A 25576-nucleotide genomic window follows, 5' to 3' on the forward strand; every position below is an offset into this window, starting at 1 on the left:
ACAACTCCAGGAAATATCGGTCAATCTTTCAAGCTTCGAGCAAAGCAAATCCGTGATCCATCTTCTGTAGCCTTCCGTCTCTAGAACACTCTCTTGCTACGGGCACTGATGTTTATTCTGCGCCGCTCTCAGAAATATGAATTGGCAAATATGGCGTTAAAAAGTTCTAACTATTCAAGATCAGGACCTTTTTTATATTTCTCGAGAGTGACACACCCCCTTTGTCCCGATTAGAGCCAGAACTCTTGTCGCAGGGCTTAAATTCATGGACTCCTCCTCTGTAGGATGCTACTTTTCCAGCCGATAATTAGACGGAAAACTCAAGGAGAACCAACGTGGATTACTCTCAATTTAAGAACGTCAAACCTGAGGTTTTGGATTCTATCGCAAGACGCGCCCATTACTTGGCAACTCAGATGATTTGGCAAGCCAACCACCGCCCGGACAAAGAAAAAGGCGATCCAAAGGTTGGTGGTCACCCTGCTGCTTCAGCAAGTTCACTTCACATCATGGGTGCATTGCACTTGCTAGTTAAAACTGGTTTTGATCATATCGCGAACAAACCACATGCTTCACCGACAGATCACTCTTACAACTACTTGTTGGATCTTCTTTTGAAGAATGACTTGTCGAAACTTTCTCAAGAGCAAGCGGACCAAGCAATGAATGGTCTTCGTAAGTTCACTGATGGAAGCGAATTCGTATTTCAATCTTACCACTCTGCTTACGACCCAGATCATCACAACTTCTTCCCTTCAGGCACTGTGGGCATTCCGCCAGTTGAAGCGGGTTACATGGCATTGGCTTACCGTTATGCGCGCGAGCACGGTTATGAAGTGCCAGATGCCCACTTCTGGGCTGTGTGCGGTGACTCTGAATTCCGTGAAGGTTCAATGTATGAAGCTGTTCCAGACTTTGCAGAGCGTGAGCTTGGTTCATTGACTTGGATCCTTGATTACAACCGTCAATCACTCGATGGTCATCGTATCACGAATAAAGAAATCATGAACGGAACTGATGCTGACCGTGTCGAGCGCACTATGGCTGCCAACGGTTGGGAAGTTATCCAGGTTCGTCACGGTTCTAAACGCCAGGCTTTGTTTGCTAAAAAAGACGGTGCTCTTTTCCAAAACTTCTTGGAAAAAGAATTGGAAGATTACGAGCTTCAATCATTGCTTCTTGTTCAAGACATGAAGGCTTTGAAAAAAGGCATCGCAAAAGAACATCCGAACATGAAGAAGTTCTTGGACAGCATCACCGATGAAGAGCTATTCGATGCTATCCGCGATTTCGGTGGACATGACATGCTGGCTTTGGCCGCTGCAATGGCGAAGTCTAAAGAATCAAAACGTAAACCAACAATCATCATCGCTCACACCCTTAAAGGTTGGGGCTTGAGAGCTGCTGCTCAACCAGGCAACCACTCTTCTTTGCCAACTGAAGAAGAAGTGAACGAATTGAAAGCTAAACAAGGTATCACAGGCGAAAAACTTTACGAGCGTTTTGCTGCGAACTCTGTTGAAGGTAAATTCTTAGCGACTCGTTCAGAAAAACTTTATTCTGAAATCAAAGCTCAATACGCTTTGAAAGCGAAAAACCAAGACTACTTCTTGAAAAAGTTGACTGAGTTCGGTGACATTCCTCAATCACTCGATATCAACACAAAAATGACTAGCTATCCTCATACACAGTGGATGCTAGGTCAGTTGACTGCGAAATTGACTCGTATCGCGAACACTCCGCTTGATGAGAAAAAGCTGAACGACAAACAAAAGCCACTGACTGACACAGAAAAACCATTCAAGCTTCCTGGTGAATTGTTCATTTCTATGGCTCCAGACGTTGGTACTTCAACAAACTTGAACCCAGCGATGGACGGTAAGATCTTCGGTGCGCCAGTAGTCACTGACCACGAAACAGATCTTGGCGTTAAAGACCATAAACTTCCTGACTTGGTTCCTGGCGAAGACGTTTCAGACCGCTTCTTGCGTTTTGAAATCGCAGAAGGAAACGTTATGTCTTGCGTGGGTGCATTTGGAAAAATGCGCGACGTTTTGGGAATTCCAATCATTCCATTGATGACGGTTTATGACTTCTTCGTTAAACGTGCGTTGGACCAATACTTCTACAATCTTTATTGGAAGTCTTCGTTCATTTGCGTTGGTACTCCATCAGGTGTGACTCTTTCTCCGGAAGGTGCGCAACATGGTTGGAAGTCTGATATCCAAATTCCAAACCAAATCACTTGGGAGCCGTTCTTCTGCCAAGAGTTGGATTGGATCATCTGCGACACAATCAAACGTCATGTATTAAACGACAACGCCGGCCGTACAGGCACTTTGCTTCGTCTGGTAACTCGTGGTGCAGAACAAAAAGACATGATGACGTACTTGAAAAAACAAGCTCGTTTCAAAGCAGGTCTTGAAGGCACTTTGGCTCGCGCTGAATTCCCTATTGCGGGCGCGGCGAATGAAGAAGAAGTTGGTACAATCGACGACGCACAAATTTTGACACAAATTCGTGAAGAAGTTCTGCAAGGAGCTTACTACCTCGTTGATTACCGCGGTTATGCTGGCTACGAGCCAGGCGACAACGTCGTGAACATCTTCTCTTTGGGTACAATGACAACTGAGGCATTGAAGGCTTCTGACGATTTATTGGCTCGCGGTATTTACGCGAACGTGATCGTTGTGACTTCTCCGGACTTGTTGGTTGGTATCCAAGGTCATGAAACTGACTACGAATACTTGAAAAATGGTTTGGGTGTGAATTCGAACTTGTACTTGAGAAAAGCGGAAGAAGTTTCTACGGGTGATCTTATCACTGTCGCTGGTAAACGCGTTCCAGTAGTCAGCGTTGCTGACGGCGAAACAGGTCTATTGGATAATATCGGCTCTATCATCGGTGTTCGCCAAGAAGCTTTGGGCGTGCGTAAACACTCGAAGTGCGGTCGTCCTTCAGAGATCTACGCTTACCACCACATGGATGCCGAAGCTGTCGTTGAAGCGTGCGGTAAGGTTCTTGCTGAAACAGCCCTTGAAAAAGTGATCGTGACAGAGAACGCTTTGGGTGAAACACACCAAGCAGAAGGTCGCACGGCTCATTGGACAGATTTGTGGCCAGCAAAAACTCCGGTGCACAAACACTAGAGTTATCTAAAAGCTAAAACTTAAAAACCCCGGCAGCAATGTCGGGGTTTTTTATTTCTTATGCAAAAATTGAAAATACAACATCGAGACAAATAAAGCTCCTGACGTTGCTAACGGCAGACTAAATCCGATGTATCCAAGACGACTAAAGATCTCGTAACCACAATAAGATCCCGTGATAAAAAAGCCAATAATTCCCATGCGCATAAGAACGGCTTTTCCTTCATCCGGAATTTCATGTGTGATTTTTTTATGGTAAACCAATCGCGCCAAACCAATTCCAAGATCCGTTGTGATACCACTTAAATGAGTTGTGCGAATAACAGATCGTGAAACCGTTGTGATTGTTCCGTTTTGCACTCCACATAAGAACGACAGCATCACTAGCAGTACGTAATCGCGGGAAAACTTTAAAGGCTCGCCGAATTTTCCGAACATTTCGGACTCGCCAAGGAACATCAATGTTGCGATCAAAGCAAATATCAACCCGAAGGAAATGTAATATCGTGGCTTCTTATGAAGCTTGATACGGATGTCGACAAGAAAGCCGCTCATCATACAACCAAGCAAAAAGCAAATCGGCACGAGGGCCATTTCAGAGGCCGCCGACAACCCATTTAAGCCGAACTCATAACCTACCGAAGTTCCATACCCAGTGACATGGGAGACATAACGATGGCAAGACATGAAGCCGCCAACATTCAGAACACCCGCCTGAAAAGCCATGGTCATCCAAATAACGACGTTGCTTGGTTTATAATGGGATATGGTTTCGCTATCTCGTAACACCGTTCAATCTTACTTCTTCTAAGACTTTGTTAAAACAAATTTGAGGGGTTACAGACCATTGAACAAGGTTTTGGTCCTGCGGTGGACGATAGATGTCGGCAAGCGTTTTCCCTTTACCCACTTTCCGCAAAGGACCATAATACATTCATTAACTTGCAACAGAAAAGAACCTCATGAACTACAGTCAATTCACCGATACCCCACTGCCTTTCGAAGGTGAATTCTATCTTTCGCGCAAAAAGAAATTCGACGAGTTGATTTTTTTTGTTCATTTCTATGATGGTTCCAAACGTCAAATGCTCCGTCACATCAAAATGGTGAATGATTTGGGATTTGATGCCTTTGCTTTTAATCTACAGGGCACTCACCGTGATTTATTGAAACATCCTCCAGTAAGCACCCACAATGCCTTTGGCGTTAAACATACTTATGCTGATCAAATCGAAAAACTGTTAAATGAAATTCCAGGCAAAAAGATCATTTATGCTTTCTCGAACCCATCGGCCTCAGCAATTGAAGCCATGTCGCGACGTCTTTGCTCGGATACGACAGCATTGATCTGTGACAGCGGTCCCACAGTTCGCTTTCTACCTTCGGCCTACAAATTGTTTGGCGAAGAATACAAAGTGCAATCCCTGTTAATGAAAGTGACTCTGATTGTGCCCTTGTCGCTTGCCTGGAGCCCTTTACTGCACAAAGATATTCCAGCTCAGCTTGAAACATTCCCAAAAGGTTTCAAAATTTTGTCAATTCGCGGTTGGAGAGACAAATTAATTCCACCGGCACATATTGACGAGGTTTTCGAACCACATGCGAATTTGGATTGGTCCAAACTTTCTTTGCCAGAGGCCGAACACTTAACTGGACTTCGAGATTTTCCAAGTGAATACATCCCTGGCGTTGAGAAATTTTTGAACTCCGTGGCAACACCTTGCACTTTGATTTCACAAGAACGTGAAACCGACTATTAATCCCATGTAACTAGTCCTTCCGGTCTAAGTTCTCTACCCTGATTTTTGGAGGACGCAGACAATGGACGTTTCTAGTTTTTCCCGTGGATTTCTATTTTTCCTGGCACTGATTTTTTCTAATATTGCATTCGCCTATCAGAACGACAGTTATCTCTATCAAAATGAATATTTGAGATTCGCACAAAGTTACTTGAGTCTATTGCAAGATCTTCCGACGGATCGTTTAAGCTCTTTGCCAGCTGATAAACAAGCGACTTGCACACAACGCTATAACGGAATTTTAAAAGACGGAGTGATCGATATTCGTGTGGCTCTTGGATATTTTGATTGGACAACAGGAAGTGCTGTCGGCAGCTATGGATTAAGTCCCTCTATTGATCTTGGGGCTTACGCAAGTTTGCGAGATACACTAACGGATCGATGCCATGGTAATTTGCGCTTCTGCGGATTCAAAAGTGACAGCAGAAATCCCTATGTTTTTACCCGCACAGTTTCACTTTTTGGCAAGACGTATCCAGTGCGTTTAGAAATGCATTTTTCTTCAGCAACAGAATTCTTTGCTGCGAATACGGGACAATACTCTTCTCAGCAACAGCAGCGCACACAATTTATGGACTCGTTCTTCGCAAACGCCTTGCAAAATGCGGATGCGACTTTCTACTTCGGTCATTCACGCAATGGTGGCGGACCGGACTTTGCTCCTCCGCGTTTGATGAAAAATAATAAAGTCGATTACAAAGGTTATTACGAAGTGGTGCGCCCTGGATTTAAAAAAGTCATGGCAGCTCTTTCCAATCCTGACAAACAGACACCCATTTTTGGATTGATGTCCTGTGACTCTCGCGATCACTTTGCAGGACCTTTGCGCAAGCTTGCGCCTCATACCGGAATTATCACGTCGACGGCGGTGCTGAATTTAGATCAGGTCTATACAGCGATGATCGGCGCGATTGATGCAATATTGCGCGGTCAGTGCCAACAAGGTTTTTATAAAGAATTAAGAATGACACCTGGAAATCAGGAACACATCACCATGGACGGAATGTTTGAATAAAGGAGAACCTTATGCAAATTGAATCACTTCCACATCCAGATTATTTGAAGTACCCAAAGAAAAGAACTTTGTGCTTCTTCAACACTCGTGAACAAGCGGAAAATACTGTGCAAGCGATTATGCGTGAGGGTTTTCCTGCCGAGGCAATCAATGTTTACGAAGGTGAACATGGCTTGGCAGCAGTTGATGCGACAGGTGAAATGCATTCGCTGAAAGAAGCTTGGGCTCGCTGGGCTCAGAAATTTTTGGGCACTGGCGAGTGGGATTTAGTTTCTGAAGCCGATAAGGAATTGCGTGAGGGACATTTGCTTTTAAGCGTACTCACTCCAAGCAATGACGACAAAGAAGATGTTGCGGATTTGATGCTTTTAAATGGCGGGCACTCGATTCGTTATGTAGACCCTTTGTATAACGAGCAGCTGACTCCTCCAACGCAAAATCCGGACTGAATTTTCATGACAGGGTCGTAAAGGTAAGCTATGTCTCCTTCATATTGAATGAGGTGAGACATGGCAGATCTTGAGTTTTATATTTACAAAGTTCCATCCCCAATGGGTGAGTGGTTGGCAGCGTTCGAAGCGGACGAATTGATTTTCTTGGGTCACTACAATACCGGCCGACGTGCAAAATCCGCTGATGCCGTTAGCAAAGCAGATGTTGAAGCTGATCTGGCAAAACTTCTTCAAGAGGCTTACCACCTCAATGTTGGTAAATTCACAGCCGCTAAGTGGAATAAGAAAACTAATTTCTGGCAAACAAAACACAAGATTAAATTGCAAGGCACTGAATTCCAAATGAAGGTGTGGTTGCAACTTTTGAAAATTCCAATGGGCAAAACTATTAGCTACACAGATCTTGCGAAAAAAATCCGCAAGCCAGAGGCCGCTCGTGCTGTAGCTTCTGCTGTTGCTAAAAACAACGTGGCTTTCTATGTTCCTTGCCACCGCGTGGTGGGTTCAGGCTCTTTGAAAAACAAAATGAAATATCACTGGGGCTCTGAACTTAAAAAACAGTTGCTTCAAAGTGAGGGTGCGATCTAGTCGCGTATCTAAGTTGTTGTTAATTTTAGCTTTTTTATAAAGCAAAACCTAAGTCCATATTTGTGGCTCTTCCTTTGACTTACATATTATTTACATAGTAATTAATATGTAAATGGAGAGCCACACATGAATACACTCGCCCTTCCCGCCCTAGCAAATATTCCGTTCGTCTCCGCAGAGAATTTGCAACCTCCTGCTGGAGTTCCCACTGGTGTAAGCACCTTGGATAACTTTCTTCTTTGGAGAGGAGTCCCCAAAGGTGAACTGAGCCTATTCCAAGGAAGCCCCGGCACTGGCGCCACTTCGTTGTGGGTGGGGATGACTCAACAAGCTCATTCGCAAAATAAGTGGGTGGCTTGGGTGAATGGCGGCGCACAACTTCTGCCCGCTCATCTAGTCAGTCGCCAAGTCAACTTAAGTAAACTTTTAGTCGTGAAAGAACCCCGCGAAGCAGAACAATTGTTTTGGATTCTACAAGAACTGATTACAAGCTCATTATTTGAAGTGATCGGCTGCGAGCTGAAAGAAATGTTCTTCAAAAATCATCAGCTGCAAAAATTAAAAAAACTTTGTCGCATGCACAAAGTCGCTTTGATTTTTGTTTGTCACAAAGCCAGTCGTTTTGTGAATCCGTTGTTTAGTTTGATTATTCAATTCCAAAGGGACTTTATCACAATTCAAAGAGCCCTTCACCGTCCAACCCCTTTCAGTGTTGCAGGGAGCACGATCAATGCGAACTTTATCTCTCAATTTAAAAACGCCGCAAGAAAGCTCCTCGGCTGAGGCTTTTTTAGTTCTTAGTCCTCGTGTTCAATTCCGTTTTCCCCATTATGTCTTCGTCGATATTGAATCAACGGCACATCTTGTGGGTGGTGAAAAAGCTTGCTTGGAAAAAGCTTTAGGTATTGCGCGCAAGTTTTCTGCAGAAGCGACGGGAGCTATTGCTGATACAGCTCCCGTTGCGCAGATGCTTGCGAAATGGAAGCCTTCATTCATTGCCCCTGAGGGGCAAGAGTCGAAGGCTCTGCATGGTTTGGGACTGGATGCACTGAAAGATCTGGAAGGATTGTTTCCGTGGACTCAGAAAACACGCATCGAACATGTCATTTCTTTTGCGCACTCTTTAGGTATTTGCACTTTGGAAGAAGTTTATAACTTCAGACTTATTTCCTTACGGGAACGTTGGGGGGATTTCGGTGTTTTACTTTGGAATCGTTTGCACAGCCAAGACGCTCAGGTCATTTCACCTCTTGTGCCTCGCGATCCTCTTGTGGGGTATGGCTACTTGGATGATCCCTTAGGAGTCGCTTCCTTGCTCTTCAATCGCATAAAGCCGCATTTGGATATTTTATTTGCGCGCTTGCAGGGTTTGTCGCGTTTTGCACAAAAGATGGAAGTGATTCTTCACTGTGAATATTCCGACAAGAAGCATATTTTGCAGATCGAACCAGTCAGTCCCAGTCGCGATCAAGAATTGTTTGAAGATTTACTTTTCAAGCGTATGGAAAATACGGTTTTAGAAAATCCTATTCGTGAGTTCGAGATTTCCATCTTCGACGTTCCGGAAAAAGTTCAGCAGTTGGATTTTTTTGAGCCGCGGGATAACAGCGAAGATCGTTGGCGCCGCTTGATCAGCTTTGCCAAACAAGCGAACTGTGAAATGGGTTTCCTTCAAATGGAAGCGAACCATTTCCCAGAAAAGAGCTTTAAACTTGTAACTGATTGGCCCGAGGATTTTAAATCCGAAGACCTTATCGAGCGACAAGAAGACAATGCCTTACAAATCAAATCCACTTACGCGAAAGGTTTATCACAAAGCCCTCGTCCATCGCTGTTATTAGAACAACCTCAGGTTTTGTCTGATGAAGAGATGCGCCGGATTCGTTTGGTATCAGCCCTCCCGAGTGAACGCATTGAATCCGCTTGGTGGCAGATCTCTTCGCAGGATTTGAAATATCGTGACTATTTTTTTGCACTCTCTAGCCAGGGACAACTTTTGTGGGTCTTTCAGGACCGCGTAAGCTCCCAATATTATTTGCATGGATACTTCGATTAATAGACCCCGTCATTTAGGTGGCGGGCGTTCATCAGCAAAAGCTAAAACAGACGCGCCCAGCTTTTTACCTGCGCTTACGAATCGCAGAGACTTAAGCAGAGTTCCTCGCGCAAGTGGCTTCGTTGAATTATTAGCGCGCAGTAATTTTTCTTTTCTGCGCGGGGCCTCTCATCCCGAAGAGATGGTTAATACCGCTATCGAGCATGATTACAATGGTGTAGGTTTGTGTGACTTAAATGGTCTTTATGGTGTGGCTCGCGGCTTTGCAACAATTCATCGTCCGTCGCATTTAACTGCAGACATTCAAGCGAAGCCAGATTTCAAATATCTAATTGGTTCGGAATTAACTCTGACTGATGAAACAGCCGTAACCTTGATTCCTATGACATTAAAGGGATACGGCAATCTTTGTGAGCTTTTGACATTGGGAAAACGCCAGGCCACGAAAGGCTTTTCCCGCTTGGATTTCCAACAAGTGTTGGATCATCACGAAGAACTTCTCTGTTTTGCCATGCCCCCTGTAAGCGAAGAACGCTATCAAAAACTGCATAAAGTTTTTGGTGATCGCCTTTACATCCCTGTGTGGCGCGATCTCACGTGGGAGTCTCACGAACTCAATCGGCAATCGTTTCAACTCGAACAGAAACACAATGCGCAGCTCTTCGTTACACAGCGGCCATTTATGCATCACGAAAGCCGCAAACCTTTGTTCGATATTCTGACTTGCATTCTTCATCACACCACTCTGACAGAAGCGAAAGATCGTTTGATTCAAAATGCAGAACGCTCTCTGCAATCTATCGAGTACATTTCTTATGTGTGGTCCGATCGTCTTGACCTTGTGGAAAAAACTGTGGAGATCTCGGCACGTTCTACTTTTTCGCTGAAAGAAATTACTTATCAATATCCGCGCTCCAACATCCCCGATGGCATGAGTGTTACAGAATATCTTCGCAAGCTGACAGAGGAAGGTCAAAAGTGGCGTTTTCCAGATGGAACTCCGCCAGAGATCAAGAAGACAATTGAAAAGGAATTGTCTTTAATTGCACAAATGAAATTCGAAGATTACTTCATCACCTTGAAAGAGATCTGTCAGTTCGCTCAAGAAAAAAGAATTTTATTTCAAGGCCGCGGTTCCGCGGCGAATTCTGTTGTCTGTTATTGCTTAGGTTTAACGTCGGTCGATCCTCGCGAAATCGGACTTTTGTTCGAAAGGTTTATTTCTGCGGAACGTGGCGAGCCACCTGATATTGATATCGACTTCGAACACGAACGTCGCGAAGAGGTCATCCAGCATATCTATGAAAAATACGACGAGCGCCATGCTGCCATGATTTGCACGGTAATTCGTTATCGTTCCAGACTTGCCATTCGTGAAACCGCGAAAGTATTTGGTCTTCCACTAGAGCGCGTCTCAGAGATGGTGCGTTTCATGGGACGCGATGGAATGTCTCGACTGGAAGAACCTGAAAGTTGCGCGCGGTTTGGAATTCCTCAAGAGACCTGGAGTTTATTTTTAGAGATGAGTCGACAATTGATTGGATTCCCCCGCCACCTTGGTATTCACTCTGGTGGCTTTTTAATTACTCACGAATCTATCACATCAATGGTGCCTGTTGAAAAAGCCACGATGAATGGTCGCTATGTTATTCAGTGGAACAAAGATGACGTTGCAGCACTCGGGCTCATGAAGATTGATGTGTTGAGTTTGGGAATGCTGACTTGTTTGCGTAAAGCTTTGCAGTTAATTAAGGATAAAAAGGGTATTGACTATAATCTTGCGAATATTCCCGGCGACGATAAACCTACTTACGATATGATTTGCGAGGCTGATACTGTGGGCGTTTTCCAAATTGAGTCTCGCGCACAGATGAACACCTTGCCACGAATGAAACCTCAATGTTTTTATGATCTGGTTGTCGAGGTGGCCATCGTTCGCCCTGGTCCTTTGCAAGGAGGCATGGTTCACCCTTATTTGAAGCGTCGCCAAGGCAAAGAGGCCGTAACGTATCCAAGTCCTTTGCTGGAACCAATCTTGGAAAAAACCCACGGTGTTCCAATTTTCCAGGAACAAGTTATGAAAATTGTCATTGAAGCCGCAGGTTTTACTCCAGGTCAATCGGATGAACTTCGCAGAATTATGTCTTCGGCGTGGCGCAGGCAATCAAGTATGGATGCGATTCATGATAAAATTATTTTGGGATTTGAGAAGAATGGTATTTCTCGCGAATATGGCGAACAGATTTATAAAACCATCGAAGGTTTTGCTAATTATGGTTTTCCAGAAAGTCACGCGGCAAGCTTTGCTTTGCTCACATACTCAAGCTGTTTTATTAAAAAGCATCACCCTGATGTGTTTGCATGTTCATTGTTAAACAGCCAACCGATGGGCTTTTATGCTCCCCGCGTACTTATTGCTGAAGCTCAACGTAATGGTGTGAATGTTCTGCCTCTGTGTATTCAAAAATCGAATTACGATTATACTCTTGAGTCAAGTTTGGAACCCGAGAATCCCAACTCATTATGGGAAATGCGCGTAGGTTTCCGTTCTTTGTACGGCGTCCCTGAATCTGTCGCACGTATTATTGAAGACGAACGAACTGCCAATGGTCTTTATTTAGATCTCTCTGATTTCGTTCGCCGCACCAAATTGCCTCGCGCTTTGTTACTTAAACTCGCCGCCTCTGGTGCTATGGAATGTTTTAATATCAATACTCGTGAACTTATTTGGCATCTGGAAAGTTTAAGCTTGGATCAAAGCAGTTTCTTGTGGGGTCTTCCTAAAGAAAGCTTATCTAAAGAGGTCGATCCCGAAGACGAAGAAAAAGAACACCTACCATTTGAATCCAACTGGGATCGCATGCGTCGCGAATACGATAGCAAAGGCTATTCTGTAGACTCTCATCCGATGAGTGTTCTTCGTTCTTATTTGAATATGAAAAACCAAGATTTAATTAAAAACCGTTATGTGCCTTACATGACTTCTTTGGATGTAAAGCGCTTGAAGAACAAACGCAAAGTTCGCCTTGGGGGACTTGTTTCCATCACCCAACGTCCACCCACAGCCAAAGGCATGTGCTTTATCACTTTAGAAGACGAGTTTGGATTCATGAACATTGTCATTCATCCCGACGTCTATCAAAAAGATCGCCTGGTGATTTACGGAAAGTCTTTACTGGAAATCCACGGCCAAATCGAAAAAGTTGGCGATATTATCAACGTCCGCGCCAGCCATTTGCTCCCCTTGCAGTAATTTGCAAACTCATCCAAAAACCCGGCGTTAAAAAAGCAAAAAGCGAGATCGGGCTTCCCCTGTCTCGCTTTTATAAGCATTGAACCTTCACGTCTACAAAGGAGGTTCGAATGCCGAATCTAAACACGCAATGTAAGATTCGACGTTTTTTGGCTATAGCTAAACGAATTCTTGGTCTAGTTTTACTAATCCTTGAAATCCTCAAGCAATGGCACGATCTGAACATGTAACCAGATTTTAGCGCCAACGTGTACAATTGACCTAAAATCGAAAGAGGGTTCAATCTATAAAATGACAGGGGGCCCACCTCTGTTTATAGTGTGTTCATGCTTTTAGAATCCTTTGAATTTCTTCTAACACCAACATCTCCCATTGCGCGCAAGTATGGATTTCTTTATTCATCGATTTCCCTCAAGCATCGTTACGAGCGCTGTAAAAAGAAATGGCTCCCGCATCTTAAAAATTGTCAGGATCTTTTTACTGAAACTGCGAACTCGCTACCGCAGCGAAAAAGTGTTGTAGTCTTGGGAAGTGCACACCTGCATGAAATCCCGATTCATCTTTTGCTTCAATATTTTGAAAAGATCACGCTTGTTGATGTCGTTCATCCTTTGAAACATCATTGGATATCGAAAAGAAATCCTCGCGTGAAGTTGATCACTCAAGATTTAACCGAAGCCTTGCAACATCTTGAAAAGCTGCAAAGCTTGGAAGATCTGCATGATCTTGGCAAAGACTTAGCAGGCAAAGAACTTTTCAAATTCGAAGCAGATTTGATTGTGTCAGCGAACCTGATGTCACAATTAGCACTGCTACCCATCGATGCTATCGAGAAGAAATTAAAGCGTGATCTAACTGTTGATGAAAAAGATCAAATCTGTACGGACTTCGCGCAAACTCATTTGAAAAATCTAGATGGCTGCAAAGGCAAAAAGCTGATCTACGCAGACCGTGAAGTGATTTATAAAGATCGCGACGGCAAAGAAATCTATAAAGGTCACTACCCTGTGGATTTCAAAGGTTATAAGAAACTAAAAGAATGGTTCTGGGAATTAGCTCCGATGGGCGAGGCTTCCAAAGAATACGCCATCGAAATGAAAATCGAAGCCTTCAGCAAAGACTAAAATGGTGCCTGTCACTTTTTAGTAACCACCCTGCATCAATTAACGCTCTGTAGACCCAAAAAAACGGCAGGCACCTTATTTCTTGATGGCGATGAACAGGCCTTCTTGGGTTGGGGCTATGGCGCTTTGATACAACTCTGAATCTGCTAGGCGCTCATTGAATTCACGCAAGATGCGCACCTGCTTGTCAGAAAATCTTTGGGCCTGTTCGCTTGGGTCATTCCACACAGATCCTGATAGAAAAATATTGTCCGCTAAGATCAATCCACCTTTGCGCAAGTTTTTTTCCGCCCACACAAGATAATCCATGTAAGCCGCTTTATTTCCATCAATAAACACACCATCGAAAGGACCTTGCGCAGAAAGCTTTTCTAATTCTTCGCGAGCATCACCCATTACAAGGTGGATTTTCTTTTTTGATTGATCGATCTTCGCAAAAACTTGCGCAGCCTTATCACCGTGAGCAGGTTCTTTTTCCAAAGTCCAAAGCTCGGCCCCCTCGGGAAGAGATTCGAAAATGTATTGTGCTGACAAACCCGTCAAAGTTCCGATTTCGACAAATTTTTTGCAACCATGCATTTTCACCAATAATGAGATCAAAGCTGATTCTGGAGGAGAAACACTGATGCGAGCGCGACCGACCTCTTCAGAATATTGACGAGACAACTTCTTAGTCTCGCTTTCTTTTTCATTGGAAAAAAGTGCATTTAAATATTCTTCTTTGTTCGACAACACGGAGTCGCGCATCGGGCACCTCTCTGAAAGGCCATACTCGCACGAGGCCCGAGGAATGTTAACAGGAAGTTAATTTGCGGCGCTTCCCACACAGGAATACGGTAAAAGAAGGAGGATGACATGAAGAAGCTTGCGCTGTTCTTTTCATTCTGGATCATCACTGCCTGCAATACGATGCCAAAAGATGATTTCAATTATCCTTTACGCGCGAACGACATCACCGAAGAACCGACTTCGCCTTTGAAAAACGCGGCCGGTGATTTACGTCGAAGCACCGAGTTCACAAAACTTTCACAGAATGTCGCCTTCAAATATGCAAGTGCCGATCTGACCGCGGATGCCAAGCAATCCTTGGATCGCATGGCTGACATCATGAAAGACAGCGGAAATTCATTCGAAAGAATGCGCATCGCAGGCTTTACTGATGCATCTGGCGATCCCTCACGAAATTTGAGACTCTCTCAGCAGCGGGCAGATAATGTGCGCAAATATTTAATCTCGAAAGGGGTGCCTGCCTCTAAGTTAGAGTCCATTGGTATGGGTTCCGCGACTTATGATGAGTCTGCCTCTGACAGAGCCAGCGCGGACTCAAGCCGTCGCGTGGAGTTTGAGATTGTGCAGTAACACTAAAGAAGGCAAAATGGTGGGATGAATCCACTGCTAGTTTTTGATCTCGATGGCACTTTGATTGACTCAGCACCTGACATTATCACAGCAGTCAATCGCACTCTGGAAAATCACAAGAAGCCAACGTTAAGTGACGAAAAAATTATTTCCCATATTGGCGAAGGTTTGAAAAAACTTTTGGCAGATCTTTTTGTCGGCGACAATTTGTCCCCTGAAGCCGTGACTGCTTTGGAAACAGAATTTCTTCAGATCTATGAATCTGAAATGCTCAACAAAACAAGCATCTTTCCCGGAGTCGAAGAATTCCTCGCAAAATACCACGGCCCTATCGCCATCATCACAAACAAAAACGAAGCCCCTGCGAAAAAAATTCTTGAGCACCTGAAGCTCAACCGTTTCAAGTGGGTCAACGTGTTTGGGGCGGATACTTTGCCAGAAAGAAAGCCCAGCGCCCTTCCCCTTCGCACAATGATGAATCAGGCCGGCCACGCGGCCCATAACACCCTCATGATCGGCGACGGAATTCCTGACATGGTGTCTGCTCAAAATGCAGGCGTTTCTTCTCTGGCAATTCACTTTGGCTATACGGCCCCAGAGATTCTGGGAAAATACGAGCCACGCGCTTTTTTAAAGCACTACAATGAACTTCACAGCGTGGTTCGCGAGCTGTTTCCCGTGAGGTGACGCATCCCCGCCAGAAAAAAGAACCTGGCACCTTTTCACGACTTGCCTCACGGCGGCGTGAACTATATAAGATGAAAACTTTCAGAATGGGGGGATTGCTCCAGTGAGTGACATCCTTTTAGAGGTTCAAAATTTAAAGACGGGTTTCAAGACTGACGATGGCGCTTTCCGCGCAGTTGACGACGTAAGTTTTTACGTTAAAAAAGGGCAAACCCTTGGAATCGTTGGCGAATCTGGTTGCGGAAAATCCGTAACGTCTTTGTCCGTTATGCGCTTGATCCAAAAACCAGGCAGCATTGAATCAGGCAAAATCCTTTTCAAAGGCCAAGATCTTCTTTCAATTTCTGAAGAGAAAATGCGCACGATCCGCGGTAACGAAATCGCGATGATCTTCCAAGAACCTATGACTTCTTTGAATCCGGTTTACACAATCGGTGACCAAATCGAAGAAGCCATTCTTCTTCACCAAAAAGATTTGAACAAGCAACAAGCGCGCGAACGTGCGATTGAAATGCTTCGTTTGGTAGGAATTCCAGCCCCTGAAAAACGTTTCCATGAATTCCCGCACCAGCTTTCTGGGGGTATGAGACAACGTGTGATGATCGCTATGGCGATCTCTTGCAATCCTGAACTTTTGATCGCCGATGAACCAACGACTGCTTTGGACGTTACAATCCAAGCGCAAATCTTGGATTTGATGAGAAAGCTGCAAAAAGACTTCAACGCCGGCATGATTTTGATCACTCATGATCTCGGCGTCGTTGCAGAGATGTGCCAAGAAGTTGCAGTGATGTATGCGGGTCGCATCGTCGAGTTCGGCACTGTGGAAGACATCTTCTATCGTCCAAAGCATCCGTACACTCGTGGTCTTTTGGATTCTATTCCTCACTTCGAAACAGGCCACAAGCTTGAGCAATTGAAAACTATCAAAGGCATGGTGCCGTCTCTTTACAATCTTCCACAAGGTTGCAGATTCGCGGATCGTTGTCCTTACGCTCAAGATGATTGCCGTGCGGTCTATCCAACTCTTGAGAACATGCGTGGCATCCACAAAGTGGCGTGCCATCACCCATTGAGCGAAGAGGTTAAATAAGAATGAGCACTCCTCTTTTAAAAGTTGAAAATGTAGTGAAGCGCTTTCCAATTTACGGTGGAATTTTCAGCCGTGAAGTTGCAAGCGTTAAAGCCGTTTCTGACGTTTCCTTTGAGTTGAAAAAGGGCGAGACCTTAGGTCTCGTGGGCGAATCCGGTTGTGGTAAATCGACTTTGGGTCGTTGCTTGATCCGTCTTCACGACACAACTTCTGGCAAGATCTCATACAATGGCAAAGACATCACTCATATCGAAGGCGAAGAGCTTCGCGATATGCGTAAAAAAATGCAAATCATCTTCCAAGATCCGTTTGCATCTTTGAATCCACGTATGACGATCGGTGCGATCCTTGAAGAGCCATTGATCATTCATAATCTTTTCGAAACTCCGAAAGGTCGCCAAGATCGTATTCACGAATTGATCGATCTAGTAGGTCTTCGTCGCGAACACTTAAATCGTTACCCGCATGAGTTCTCGGGCGGTCAACGTCAACGTGTGGGTATCGCCCGCGCTTTGGCAGTGAACCCTGAATTGATCGTGTGTGATGAGCCTGTTTCTGCATTGGACGTTTCTATCCAAGCACAAGTCATCAACTTGCTCATGGAGCTTCAACAAAAGCTAGGCCTAACTTACGTCTTCATCGCCCATGACTTGAAAGTTGTTGAGCACGTTTCTACTCACGTTGCCGTTATGTACTTGGGTAAAATCGTTGAAATGGCTGCCGCTGAAGAGCTTTATAAAAATCCAAAACACCCTTACACAAAAGCGTTGATGTCTGCGATTCCAGTTCCAGATCCTCGCCGTAAGGAAGAGCGTATCATTTTGACTGGGGACGTACCGTCGCCAATCAATCCTCCAACGGGTTGCCACTTCCACCCTCGTTGCCCAATGGCTATCGAAGAGTGCAAGACCAAGGTCCCGGTATTGGAAAACAAGGCACCAAATCACATTGCTGCCTGCATCCGCGTATAAAGAATCCCACCAAAAAATCCGATAACTCCCTGAGAGATCTTAGGGAGTATATGAAAACACAAGGCAAAATCTGGCTCTTTTTCGATTCAGAAAAGCAAATGCAGTCGAAGCCACTTTCGTTGGTTCAGGCGCAGGCGCATCTTTTGACGATTAAGCAGCAGGATTTTAATAAGATCTTCATGTGGACTCCTGGTTGGCCTGAATGGGTTTGCATTCGCGATTTCTTGGCGACGAATCAAAAGTATTTTGTTCTGACCCAACCGCCAAAACCGCCTTCTGAAGATATCATCGATATGGTTCCACCTCCACCAAGAGCTTCTTCGTCACATGCGAAGAATGCGGATGTCAGCGAAGACACCATGACCGCGACGTTGAATGCCCACGCGACAGAGCCTGACAGCCCCTACACACAGGTGGTTGCTGGCGAAGCGATGAAGGAAAATCCTGATTACGGTTATTACCATCAAGACTTCAATGGCGACGATTTGGATCTTCAAAAGATCAAGCAAATCAAAGTCGATCCATCGATGAAAAAGAAAATTACTCCGCGAGAAGCTCCTACTGCAAAACAAGAAGAGCGTCGGTCAGGAGCGGATCGCCGTAAAGACACTCGTCACAACTTCAAAATCGAAGTGGTGCTGGTTTCTAAAATGCGTTCATTCCGAACGTATTCTCGCGATATTTCTTTAAGTGGTACTCAGTTGGAAGATGAAATTCCAAAAGACTTTTTGAATCAACCGTTCGACTTGATCATTGTAAATCCATTCGAACGCGACCCTTCAAAAGCTCGTCTGCTTTTCCGTGCGAAAATCGTGGGTGATTTGACAGATCCACGTCGCTTGATGTTTATCGAGCAAGACGTGGCTATGACATTGCGCCTAGATGCTTTGCTCAAGGCCTACGTCGCGTATCAAGATCAATTGCGCAAAGCAACCGGATAATTTCTCGCGCATTTGTTAAAAACCTGACAAAAGTTTAATAAAGTTCCCTAACCATCTTCCGATATCTCATATCGAAGCACGTTGTTAAGGAGAACTCATGAGTACAATGAAGTACACGGCGAGTTTGGTCTGCGCATCTCTAATTATGGGAGCTTGCCAACCAAAAGTTGATAGCAGCAACTCAGAAGTTGCTCAATCTTTGCAAAAATATTTATTCGTATCTAGCGGCGCCTGCTATTCGGGATCTGGCGTTACCGCGTTTTCGACAACAACTTCTTCTAACGTCGTTTACAAAGTTAATCTATCAACGGGAGTGCGCGAAGCGCTGGTCGCGGATTACAACTCGTCCCCTGCTACTCCCGGAGATAGTCCGATTTCAATTGTTGATTGGGATAAACATAACTTGGCGGTCCTTGTACGTAACGGAAATGCGGGCCGCCTTGAACTTCTTCCTAAAGCGGGTGGAACTCGCGGAGTCTTCGGCACAAACCCAGCCACCTCGACAATTCTGTCTACAGCTCCCCAAAGCATGGCAATGAGCAGTGATGGCGGCCTTTTGATGATTCGCACGGGATTTATTGAGAAAGTGAATTCATCGGGAATTCGTCAAACAACTCCTTATGTAAGCAATAACCTGGGCGCAACATGTGGGACCGCGAACACTTTACTGACAAAGGTTATTGTTAGTCCCTCAGGAAAAATCATTACGGCTAGTGCCAATGCTTCACCAAAATTGATTAGCACCGCCAGCAGCGGCGCAAGCGGTTCATGCCTTGCGGGACAAGCACCGACGGGCGCTAGTTATGCGACAGCCTTTGCCTATGATCAGACACACAATAAAGTGATCGTCGCATGGTCAGGCTCTACCACAGCGGCTGATGTGAATAGCATCGTTGTTTATGACTATGATGATACTGCAGGCACATTCTCAAATGCGCAAAAGATTTACGATGCGAATGCGTACCCGGCGACTTATTCTTATTTGTTATTCGGCGTCTCTGCGATGACTTATGACGAAACCGACGGTCAATTGTATATCGCAACGGCGATTTCCACTGCCACAACAGCGGTAAACTACGCCATCGAGAAATTCACATACAATCCAAATATGTTGGGTGTTGATAATACGAAAGTTCTTATGCGCGCCGGGAACACACCGTTTTACAGCTATGGACTCGATACAAAATGTATCTCGTCTATGCTAGTAACAAACGATCCTTTAGATACAACGAACTAATGAAGTGTGGCAGGAGCTTGGCGTTCATAGACTTCAATCCAAGTCATATAGCGTTTCATATCCTGCACGTAACTATTTGAAGCAGGCGTTGCCACCTTCTGCACCAATGCCTTCGTTCGACCGAAATAAATGTAAGGCAAATAATCGACGTAGTTTTGCTGATTGATGAATCCAAGATTATTCACAACAATGCGACGCTTAAGTTCTCCTAGAGCTTCAATCAAATAACCCATGGTCGCGATGGCTGCATTTTCAGGAATATATAAATTATCCGGATTAATACCATAACGATCAGCCACTTTCGCAGGAACAATCTTTATCTGTGTTGGTCCACGGCTGTTGTCCGTGACTTGACGATTCGATCCCTGAATATAAATCTCGATAATCTTCGCCAAGTGAACCGCCCAAGGCATCATCTCTTTCAAGCGATAGCGCTTACTTGTGAAGAACAAAGTCTCGCGACCCAAGATGCCCACAGACATGTGAGCCAGAAGATTATATTCAGGGCCTGACACTTGATACATCTCTTGAAGCTCAGCCTTGTGTGCCGAAAGAGCCCGAATAAAAAGACGAACCTTTTCAGTACGAACTTCTGGGTGGATTGGCAGAAAAAACACTTCGCAGTCGTTACAATCATTGCGAAGCCATTCCCACTGAGTGTAACCGTTATTATTAAGAAGCGCGTGCTCTTGAACCAGGCTTTGTTCCAAAGATGAAGCAAAGCCACTGTCAACAAAGCTGACAGAGACAATTAGTGCCGCCAAAATAGAGATCCAGAAACGATTTAAAGACATTACGTACTCCGCTTCTGTAGCGATGCAACTCGCACACCAAAACGGCGTCTTTGGGAAAGAAAAAACCCCGCAGTCTGCGGGGGTTTTATTTATTGATTCAATTTTAGCAAAGTCTCGACGGTTTTCTTAAGCTTCTCAACATCGAAAGGCTTCTTGATGTAGTCATCAGCGCCGATGTCGAAAGCCTGTTTCATGTCGGCTTCTGAAGTTTGTCCAGAGACAAAAACTAAAGGAATTTTTTTAAGGTCTTTATGTTCCTTCAATAGCTGAGCAAGCTCAAAGCCATTGATCCAAGGCAGACCGACGTCCATCAAAATCAAATCAACTGGATGGTCATCAAGAGCAGTGGAAAGTTCTGTCGCGTCGGCCGCAAGCTTTAGCACGTGACCTTCGGTTTCCAGGATTCTCTTTATCGCCATTCTCATTGTTTCATCATCTTCGATGACCAGAATGACTTTAGGATCGAGTTTCTTTTTGGCTTCACGGAATTGATCCAATGGCACCACTTCTTGACTCGCGATGCGGGCCTTCGTCATTTTCTCGATCTTATTTACCAAATCCTTGGTATTGATTTTTTTATCCTTCATACGTCCTTAGTGCTCTTGGGCTTCAAGCCATCTTTCAGCATCAATTGCCGCCATACAACCTGTACCCGCTGCCGTAATCGCTTGGCGGTAAACGTGGTCTTGAACGTCCCCTGCTGCAAAAACACCTGGGATGTTCGTGTATGTCGTGTTTGGCTGAGTCACAAGATAACCTGTCTCGTTCATATCGAGAACACCTTTGAACAAATCTGTGTTCGGTTTATGACCGATGGCTAGGAATAAACCGGTAGCTGGCATTTCCTTAACAGTTCCATCCACTAGATTTTTGATTTTGGCACCTGTCATACCTTTGCCATCGCCCAAAACTTCAGTGACTTCAGAATTCCAAATCACAGAAATTTTCGGATTATTCAAAGCACGGTCTGCCATGATTTTAGAAGCACGGAAATGATCACGTCTGTGAACGATGTGGACTTTGGAAGCAAAGCGAGTAAGGAATTGCGCCTCTTCCATCGCCGTATCGCCACCACCCACAACAAGAATTTCTTGATTGCGGAAGAAAGCTCCGTCACAAGTCGCACACGCAGACACGCCACGGTTCATGTATGTTCTTTCAGAAGGAAGACCCAAGTACTTCGCGCTTGCACCCGTAGAGATAATCACAGATTTCGCCAAGTGAAGTTTATCACCAATCCAAATTTTAAAAGGACGTGCAGAGAAATCCACTTTCGTCACATTCCGAGTGATAAAGCGTGTTCCAAATCTTTCCGCCTGTTTTCTCATAACACCGATAAGTTCTGAACCCGTTACACCGTGTTCAAATCCCGGGAAGTTTTCAACTTCAGTTGTTAGCATCAACTGACCGCCGGCCTCTTCACCTTCAATCATCAATGGAGATAAATTCGCACGAGCCGTGTAGATCGCCGAAGTCAAACCCGCAGGGCCAGAACCGATAATGATGACGTTTTCAATTTTTGTGTCGTGAGTTTCTTGAGACATAAATACCCTCTTAAAATATGTAACCTAAATGTGGTCTCAGAATTGGCAAATGCAAGGTGCTATTTACTCCACAACAGTTGCCATTTATGAGCCCGATTCTGCCGCTAGGCTATCAACAAACCAATTCCATTTCATTAGTTCTTTACTTGTTTTGGACTGCGTCAGTACAATGAGCCATGCCTGTGATTTCTTTTAAGAAAAACCGAACTCCCCTGACCGTATCAAAGGGAGTAAATCTGATGAAGGCTCTGCTTGATGGAGGTCTTCCCGTTGCATCCAGTTGCAGTGGAGATGGTGTCTGCGCCAAATGCAAAATAATCATCGTTGAGGGCATGGAAAATCTGAGTACAGAAAACGAAACCGAGAGTTTTCTTCGCGAAAGCAAAGGGATTCCGAAGGATCAACGCATTAGCTGCCAAGTCCAAGTTTTAGACGATATCACCGTCGATACGACCTATTGGTAAAAGAAAAGGCAGCTTGTGGCTGCCTTTGGAATACCATCATTTATAAATAATCTGATCGCAAAGAAAGTCTTTCGTCTAAACCTTCTGTAAACGTACGAAATTGATTTTGATTCCTTCACGCAAAAAGATTTTCTCGAACGCTGTTTCAAAGTTTTCATCTTTGATTGGCGAGTTGTGGAGATCTTTCGTCTCGAACAAAATTTTGTATTGAGATTGCTGAATCTCTTCCATCGCCCATTCGAAATACACTAATGAGTCCGTTTTGAATTCTATGATCGAACCTGGCTTTTGCAAGCGGTGCAAAATATCTAAATTTCTCTTACAAACAACACGGTTCTTTGGTTTCTTCGGGGAAGTCCACGGATCCGGAAAATGAATGAAAACGTTGTCGATTTCACCTTCGTTGAAAAGTTCTTCCACATTGAAGGCATGGAAACGCGCAACGGCTGCATTTGTGCAGTTTGCGTTCAAAGCACGACGGATTGTTTGAATCAAAGGTTTGTATTTTAATTCCAAACCGACAACAAGACGAGAAGGATGTTTTTGTGCGTAGTGAGCAAAGTGAGTGCCGTTGCCGGTTCCAACCTCTAAATCCATTGGCAATGTCGCATCTGCCTTGAAAACATCAGAACGCCATTTGCCTTTATTCAGTGGAGCGCGCATTTCATCAAATGCCACGTGAGAATATTCACCGTTCAAAGCCAAAGTGTACTCTGTTTGGTGAGGCAGTTCCGTTGTGATGTTGATTTGTCTTCTTAGGCTATTATTATCTCTAGGGCTCGTTGTCATAGGTCCCTTGATTAGTCTTCACGGGGCCGCTGGTCAAGCTTTTCACTGTCAGCGGACGCAAAGATTCAAAGGGAACCATTCTAATTGGGCAATCCATCACATCACAGATTTGGCAGTAGGATTTTTTACAAGGATCTAGATGGAAAGCGATCTCTCCGTCGAATGTATAATCCTTAACGACCTGCTGTTCAAACTCGTTGGTCACATTGTGAACAAAAGCCACATCCCAATATTCTGGCACGACCAGATGAGCATCGACGTGGTGAAAGCTTCCCGAACGAATGACACGTAAATGGTGAATATCGATAATACCTGGTCTGCGATTTCTTCCAATTGAATCCGCCAAATTCGCCAATGCCTCTTCGTCACTCTCATCAAGCAAACCACCCCATGATTGACGAACAATGCCGAATCCAGAAAATGCCAGATGCAAACCGACAAGAATCGCAATAGCTGGATCGAGCCACTCAATCTTGGTCCAAATCACCAGCCCCAATCCCACCATCACACCAACAGTAGTTGTAACGTCCGAAATCACATGGGCACCACTTGCTTGCAAAGCCTCAGAGTGATGGTTCTTACCGACACGCTTCAGGAAAATTCCCAAAATCAAATTCAAAAAAGCGGCAACACCAATAATCGAGATACCTACTTCAAGTTTTTGTGGCGGAGCATGACTTACCAAAGCCTTCAAACTTTCGGCAATAATCATCAATGCCGCAAAGAAAATCAAACCCCCTTCAAACGCAGCAGAAAAATACTCTGCCTTACCGTGACCATAAGGATGTTCTTCATCCGCGGGTTGAGTCGCAAAGCGAATGACAAACAAAGCAACAATAGAGGCAACAACGTTCACGATGCTTTCTAAAGCGTCGGACAAAACAGCAGCGGAGTTTGTTAACTTATAGGCGCCGATTTTAAGAAGAAAAATTAAGAGGCTTGCGATGGCAGAAATCCACGCAGCTCGTGTACGATATTTCTCTGATGATAGAACGTTGGTAGCAACCATACTCGTGTTTTCCCGTCTTCATCGAAGACAGTCAACGAATTATTAACCGGCTGCCTTTTTACGATTTTGTGCACTCGCTTTAAGCTCCACAACCTTGCCTAGCTCTTGTTTGTGGAAAGCCACCTGATTGCGGCCTCCGCGTTTTGCTTCATACAAAGCGTGGTCAGCGCGACGAACTAATTCGCGAGCACTCAGATTTTCTCCGGGAATAGTAATGGCAAATCCCAAAGATGCGGTTAGTTTGATTGAGTCGGGACCATTTCGGAACGTGGTCTTTTCAATATTCTGACGAAGACGTTCGCAGAAATGCATCGCCCCTTCATGATTTGTCTCGGTCAAAACCATCAAGAATTCGTCACCGCCATAGCGGGCTGGAATGTCAATGTTTCGTGTACAAGCACGAATGATCTTACCGACTTCCGAAAGTACATAGCTTCCAAATAAATGGTCATGGCCATCATTCACGGTTTTGAAATAGTCCATGTCCATCATCACCACGCAGACATCACGATTAAAGCGTCTTGCGCGCTCCATCTCGAAGTCCAGGCGTTGATAAAGCGACCGCATGTTGTACAGACCTGTCAGGTCATCCGTATCCACGAGTTCTTTAAGTTTTTCATTCGCGTAGAGTAATTGTTCGTGCAAATCACGGATGCGCAACTGAGTGCGAATGCGTGCCAAAAGTTCAAGAGGAACGAACGGTTTAACGATGTAGTCGTCCGCACCTGAGTCGAGAGCTTCGATGATCGCTTCGGTACTGGAATTCTCTGAAACGAAGACGCAAGAAACATGAGCCAATCGTTCCCGAACCGCTTTCAATACGCGCAGACCCGCCATGGATGGCGCCATCCAATCCAAAATGACAACATGAGGAATCCATGACTCAATCAGCTTGTGAGCTTCCGCCTCGGTAGTCACACCACGGGCGTCATAGCCTTCCCAACGGAGAGGCTCCAGCAGGATTTCCATGCTGTCAGTGTCGTCGTCGATTACTAGAATGCGGCGACTTTTTGGATGTTTAGTATTCCCGTCAAAGCTCATTAGTCCTATCCTTCAGCTCAGCCGAAGCATCCCTAACAGTGTAACTTCAGAGGTACTTTTCGGTTAAACAGACGAATTTATTTAGGGGAAAATCTCTCCCTACGTCCAAAGCAGGACTAAAACCCCGGACCATTTTCAAGAGTCTGGATGCAGAATCTTTCGCTTCGGATAGTCCTCGCGTGGAAGGAATTTCTTTTTGAAACACGACCTA

The 25576-nt window shown here is 44.8% G+C and carries 24 protein-coding genes; 16 read left to right on the top strand and 8 right to left on the bottom strand.

The window, feature by feature from the left end; genetic code table 11:
* The first annotated feature begins 335 nt into the window (after positions 1-335).
* On the top strand, positions 336-3149 hold the full coding sequence (locus tag VF412_RS19395) for a pyruvate dehydrogenase (RefSeq protein WP_331340930.1): 2814 nt from the start codon (positions 336-338) through the stop codon (positions 3147-3149).
* Between the two features lie 51 nt (positions 3150-3200).
* On the opposite strand, the gene VF412_RS19400 is transcribed toward VF412_RS19395, so the two are convergent.
* Positions 3201-3875 (bottom strand): YoaK family protein, encoded by a 675-nt coding sequence (locus tag VF412_RS19400; RefSeq protein WP_331340931.1) that lies wholly within the window; start codon positions 3873-3875, stop codon positions 3201-3203.
* 236 nt (positions 3876-4111) lie between these two features.
* Here VF412_RS19400 and VF412_RS19405 point away from each other — a divergent pair, with 236 nt between their 5' ends.
* From VF412_RS19405 to VF412_RS19440, 8 genes are all read left to right on the top strand, one after another.
* Positions 4112-4909 (top strand): hypothetical protein, encoded by a 798-nt coding sequence (locus tag VF412_RS19405; RefSeq protein ID WP_331340932.1) that lies wholly within the window; start codon positions 4112-4114, stop codon positions 4907-4909.
* Between the two features lie 61 nt (positions 4910-4970).
* Complete coding sequence (locus tag VF412_RS19410; RefSeq protein WP_331340933.1) at positions 4971-5963, top strand: hypothetical protein; 993 nt, start codon at positions 4971-4973, stop codon at positions 5961-5963.
* 11 nt (positions 5964-5974) lie between these two features.
* The gene (locus VF412_RS19415; RefSeq protein ID WP_331340934.1) at positions 5975-6412 is read left to right on the top strand and encodes a hypothetical protein; all 438 of its coding nucleotides are present in this window, start codon (positions 5975-5977) and stop codon (positions 6410-6412) included.
* 60 nt (positions 6413-6472) lie between these two features.
* Positions 6473-7003 carry a methylated-DNA--[protein]-cysteine S-methyltransferase gene (locus VF412_RS19420; RefSeq protein ID WP_331340935.1) on the top strand — a complete coding sequence of 177 codons (531 nt, stop codon included), beginning with the start codon at positions 6473-6475 and terminating at the stop codon, positions 7001-7003.
* Between the two features lie 126 nt (positions 7004-7129).
* A complete protein-coding gene (locus VF412_RS19425) occupies positions 7130-7786 on the top strand; it encodes a recA protein (RefSeq protein ID WP_331340936.1) in 657 nt (218 codons plus the stop codon).
* Positions 7734-9059 (top strand): hypothetical protein, encoded by a 1326-nt coding sequence (locus VF412_RS19430; protein ID WP_331340937.1) that lies wholly within the window; start codon positions 7734-7736, stop codon positions 9057-9059. Before VF412_RS19425 ends, VF412_RS19430 begins: the two co-directional genes overlap by 53 nt.
* Positions 9043-12312 (top strand): error-prone DNA polymerase, encoded by a 3270-nt coding sequence (locus tag VF412_RS19435; RefSeq protein WP_331340938.1) that lies wholly within the window; start codon positions 9043-9045, stop codon positions 12310-12312. The genes VF412_RS19430 and VF412_RS19435 overlap by 17 nt, the downstream gene beginning before the upstream one ends.
* Positions 12313-12638: 326 nt before the next feature.
* The gene (locus VF412_RS19440; RefSeq protein WP_331340939.1) at positions 12639-13436 is read left to right on the top strand and encodes a hypothetical protein; all 798 of its coding nucleotides are present in this window, start codon (positions 12639-12641) and stop codon (positions 13434-13436) included.
* Between the two features lie 75 nt (positions 13437-13511).
* Here VF412_RS19440 and VF412_RS19445 read toward each other — a convergent pair whose 3' ends face one another.
* Positions 13512-14183, bottom strand: coding sequence for an O-methyltransferase (locus VF412_RS19445; RefSeq protein ID WP_331340940.1), 672 nt, complete (start codon positions 14181-14183; stop codon positions 13512-13514).
* Positions 14184-14291: 108 nt separating this feature from the next.
* Between VF412_RS19445 and VF412_RS19450 the strand changes: the two genes are divergently transcribed.
* The 6 genes from VF412_RS19450 to VF412_RS19475 all read left to right on the top strand — a co-directional run bounded on the left by VF412_RS19450 (position 14292) and on the right by VF412_RS19475 (position 19724).
* On the top strand, positions 14292-14795 hold the full coding sequence (locus tag VF412_RS19450; RefSeq protein ID WP_331340941.1) for an OmpA family protein: 504 nt from the start codon (positions 14292-14294) through the stop codon (positions 14793-14795).
* A gap of 24 nt (positions 14796-14819) precedes the next feature.
* Positions 14820-15482, top strand: a complete 663-nt coding sequence (locus VF412_RS19455; RefSeq protein ID WP_331340942.1) for an HAD-IA family hydrolase — start codon at positions 14820-14822, stop codon at positions 15480-15482.
* Between the two features lie 103 nt (positions 15483-15585).
* Positions 15586-16575 (top strand): ABC transporter ATP-binding protein, encoded by a 990-nt coding sequence (locus tag VF412_RS19460; RefSeq protein ID WP_331340943.1) that lies wholly within the window; start codon positions 15586-15588, stop codon positions 16573-16575.
* Between the two features lie 2 nt (positions 16576-16577).
* Positions 16578-17546 carry a dipeptide ABC transporter ATP-binding protein gene (locus VF412_RS19465; RefSeq protein ID WP_331340944.1) on the top strand — a complete coding sequence of 323 codons (969 nt, stop codon included), beginning with the start codon at positions 16578-16580 and terminating at the stop codon, positions 17544-17546.
* 50 nt (positions 17547-17596) lie between these two features.
* On the top strand, positions 17597-18487 hold the full coding sequence (locus tag VF412_RS19470; RefSeq protein WP_331340945.1) for a PilZ domain-containing protein: 891 nt from the start codon (positions 17597-17599) through the stop codon (positions 18485-18487).
* Between the two features lie 97 nt (positions 18488-18584).
* A complete protein-coding gene (locus tag VF412_RS19475) occupies positions 18585-19724 on the top strand; it encodes a hypothetical protein (RefSeq protein WP_331340946.1) in 1140 nt (379 codons plus the stop codon).
* Here VF412_RS19475 and VF412_RS19480 read toward each other — a convergent pair.
* The 3 genes from VF412_RS19480 to trxB all read right to left on the bottom strand — a co-directional run bounded on the left by VF412_RS19480 (position 19721) and on the right by trxB (position 22062).
* Complete coding sequence (locus VF412_RS19480) at positions 19721-20518, bottom strand: hypothetical protein (protein WP_331340947.1); 798 nt, start codon at positions 20516-20518, stop codon at positions 19721-19723. The two genes, VF412_RS19475 and VF412_RS19480, sit on opposite strands and share 4 nt — an antisense overlap.
* Before the next feature lie 89 nt (positions 20519-20607).
* Positions 20608-21105 (bottom strand): response regulator transcription factor, encoded by a 498-nt coding sequence (locus VF412_RS19485; protein ID WP_331340948.1) that lies wholly within the window; start codon positions 21103-21105, stop codon positions 20608-20610.
* A gap of 6 nt (positions 21106-21111) precedes the next feature.
* On the bottom strand, positions 21112-22062 hold the full coding sequence (trxB, locus tag VF412_RS19490) for a thioredoxin-disulfide reductase (protein ID WP_331340949.1): 951 nt from the start codon (positions 22060-22062) through the stop codon (positions 21112-21114).
* A 176-nt stretch (positions 22063-22238) separates the two neighbouring features.
* Between trxB and VF412_RS19495 the strand changes: the two genes are divergently transcribed.
* The gene (locus tag VF412_RS19495) at positions 22239-22526 is read left to right on the top strand and encodes a 2Fe-2S iron-sulfur cluster-binding protein (protein ID WP_331340950.1); all 288 of its coding nucleotides are present in this window, start codon (positions 22239-22241) and stop codon (positions 22524-22526) included.
* Positions 22527-22601: 75 nt separating this feature from the next.
* Here the strand turns inward: VF412_RS19495 and trmB are convergent, their stop codons facing one another.
* The 3 genes from trmB to VF412_RS19510 are packed head-to-tail and all read right to left on the bottom strand — an operon-like array spanning position 22602 to position 25365.
* Positions 22602-23315: a tRNA (guanine-N7)-methyltransferase gene (trmB, locus tag VF412_RS19500; protein WP_331340951.1), complete on the bottom strand. Its 714-nt coding sequence runs from the start codon at positions 23313-23315 to the stop codon at positions 22602-22604.
* Positions 23299-24324: a cation diffusion facilitator family transporter gene (locus VF412_RS19505; RefSeq protein ID WP_331340952.1), complete on the bottom strand. Its 1026-nt coding sequence runs from the start codon at positions 24322-24324 to the stop codon at positions 23299-23301. Before VF412_RS19505 ends, trmB begins: the two co-directional genes overlap by 17 nt.
* Before the next feature lie 42 nt (positions 24325-24366).
* A complete protein-coding gene (locus VF412_RS19510; RefSeq protein ID WP_331340953.1) occupies positions 24367-25365 on the bottom strand; it encodes a diguanylate cyclase in 999 nt (332 codons plus the stop codon).
* Positions 25366-25576 lie beyond the last annotated feature (211 nt).

The organism is Bdellovibrio sp. (assembly GCF_036384735.1).
Taxonomy (GTDB): domain Bacteria; phylum Bdellovibrionota; class Bdellovibrionia; order Bdellovibrionales; family Bdellovibrionaceae; genus Bdellovibrio.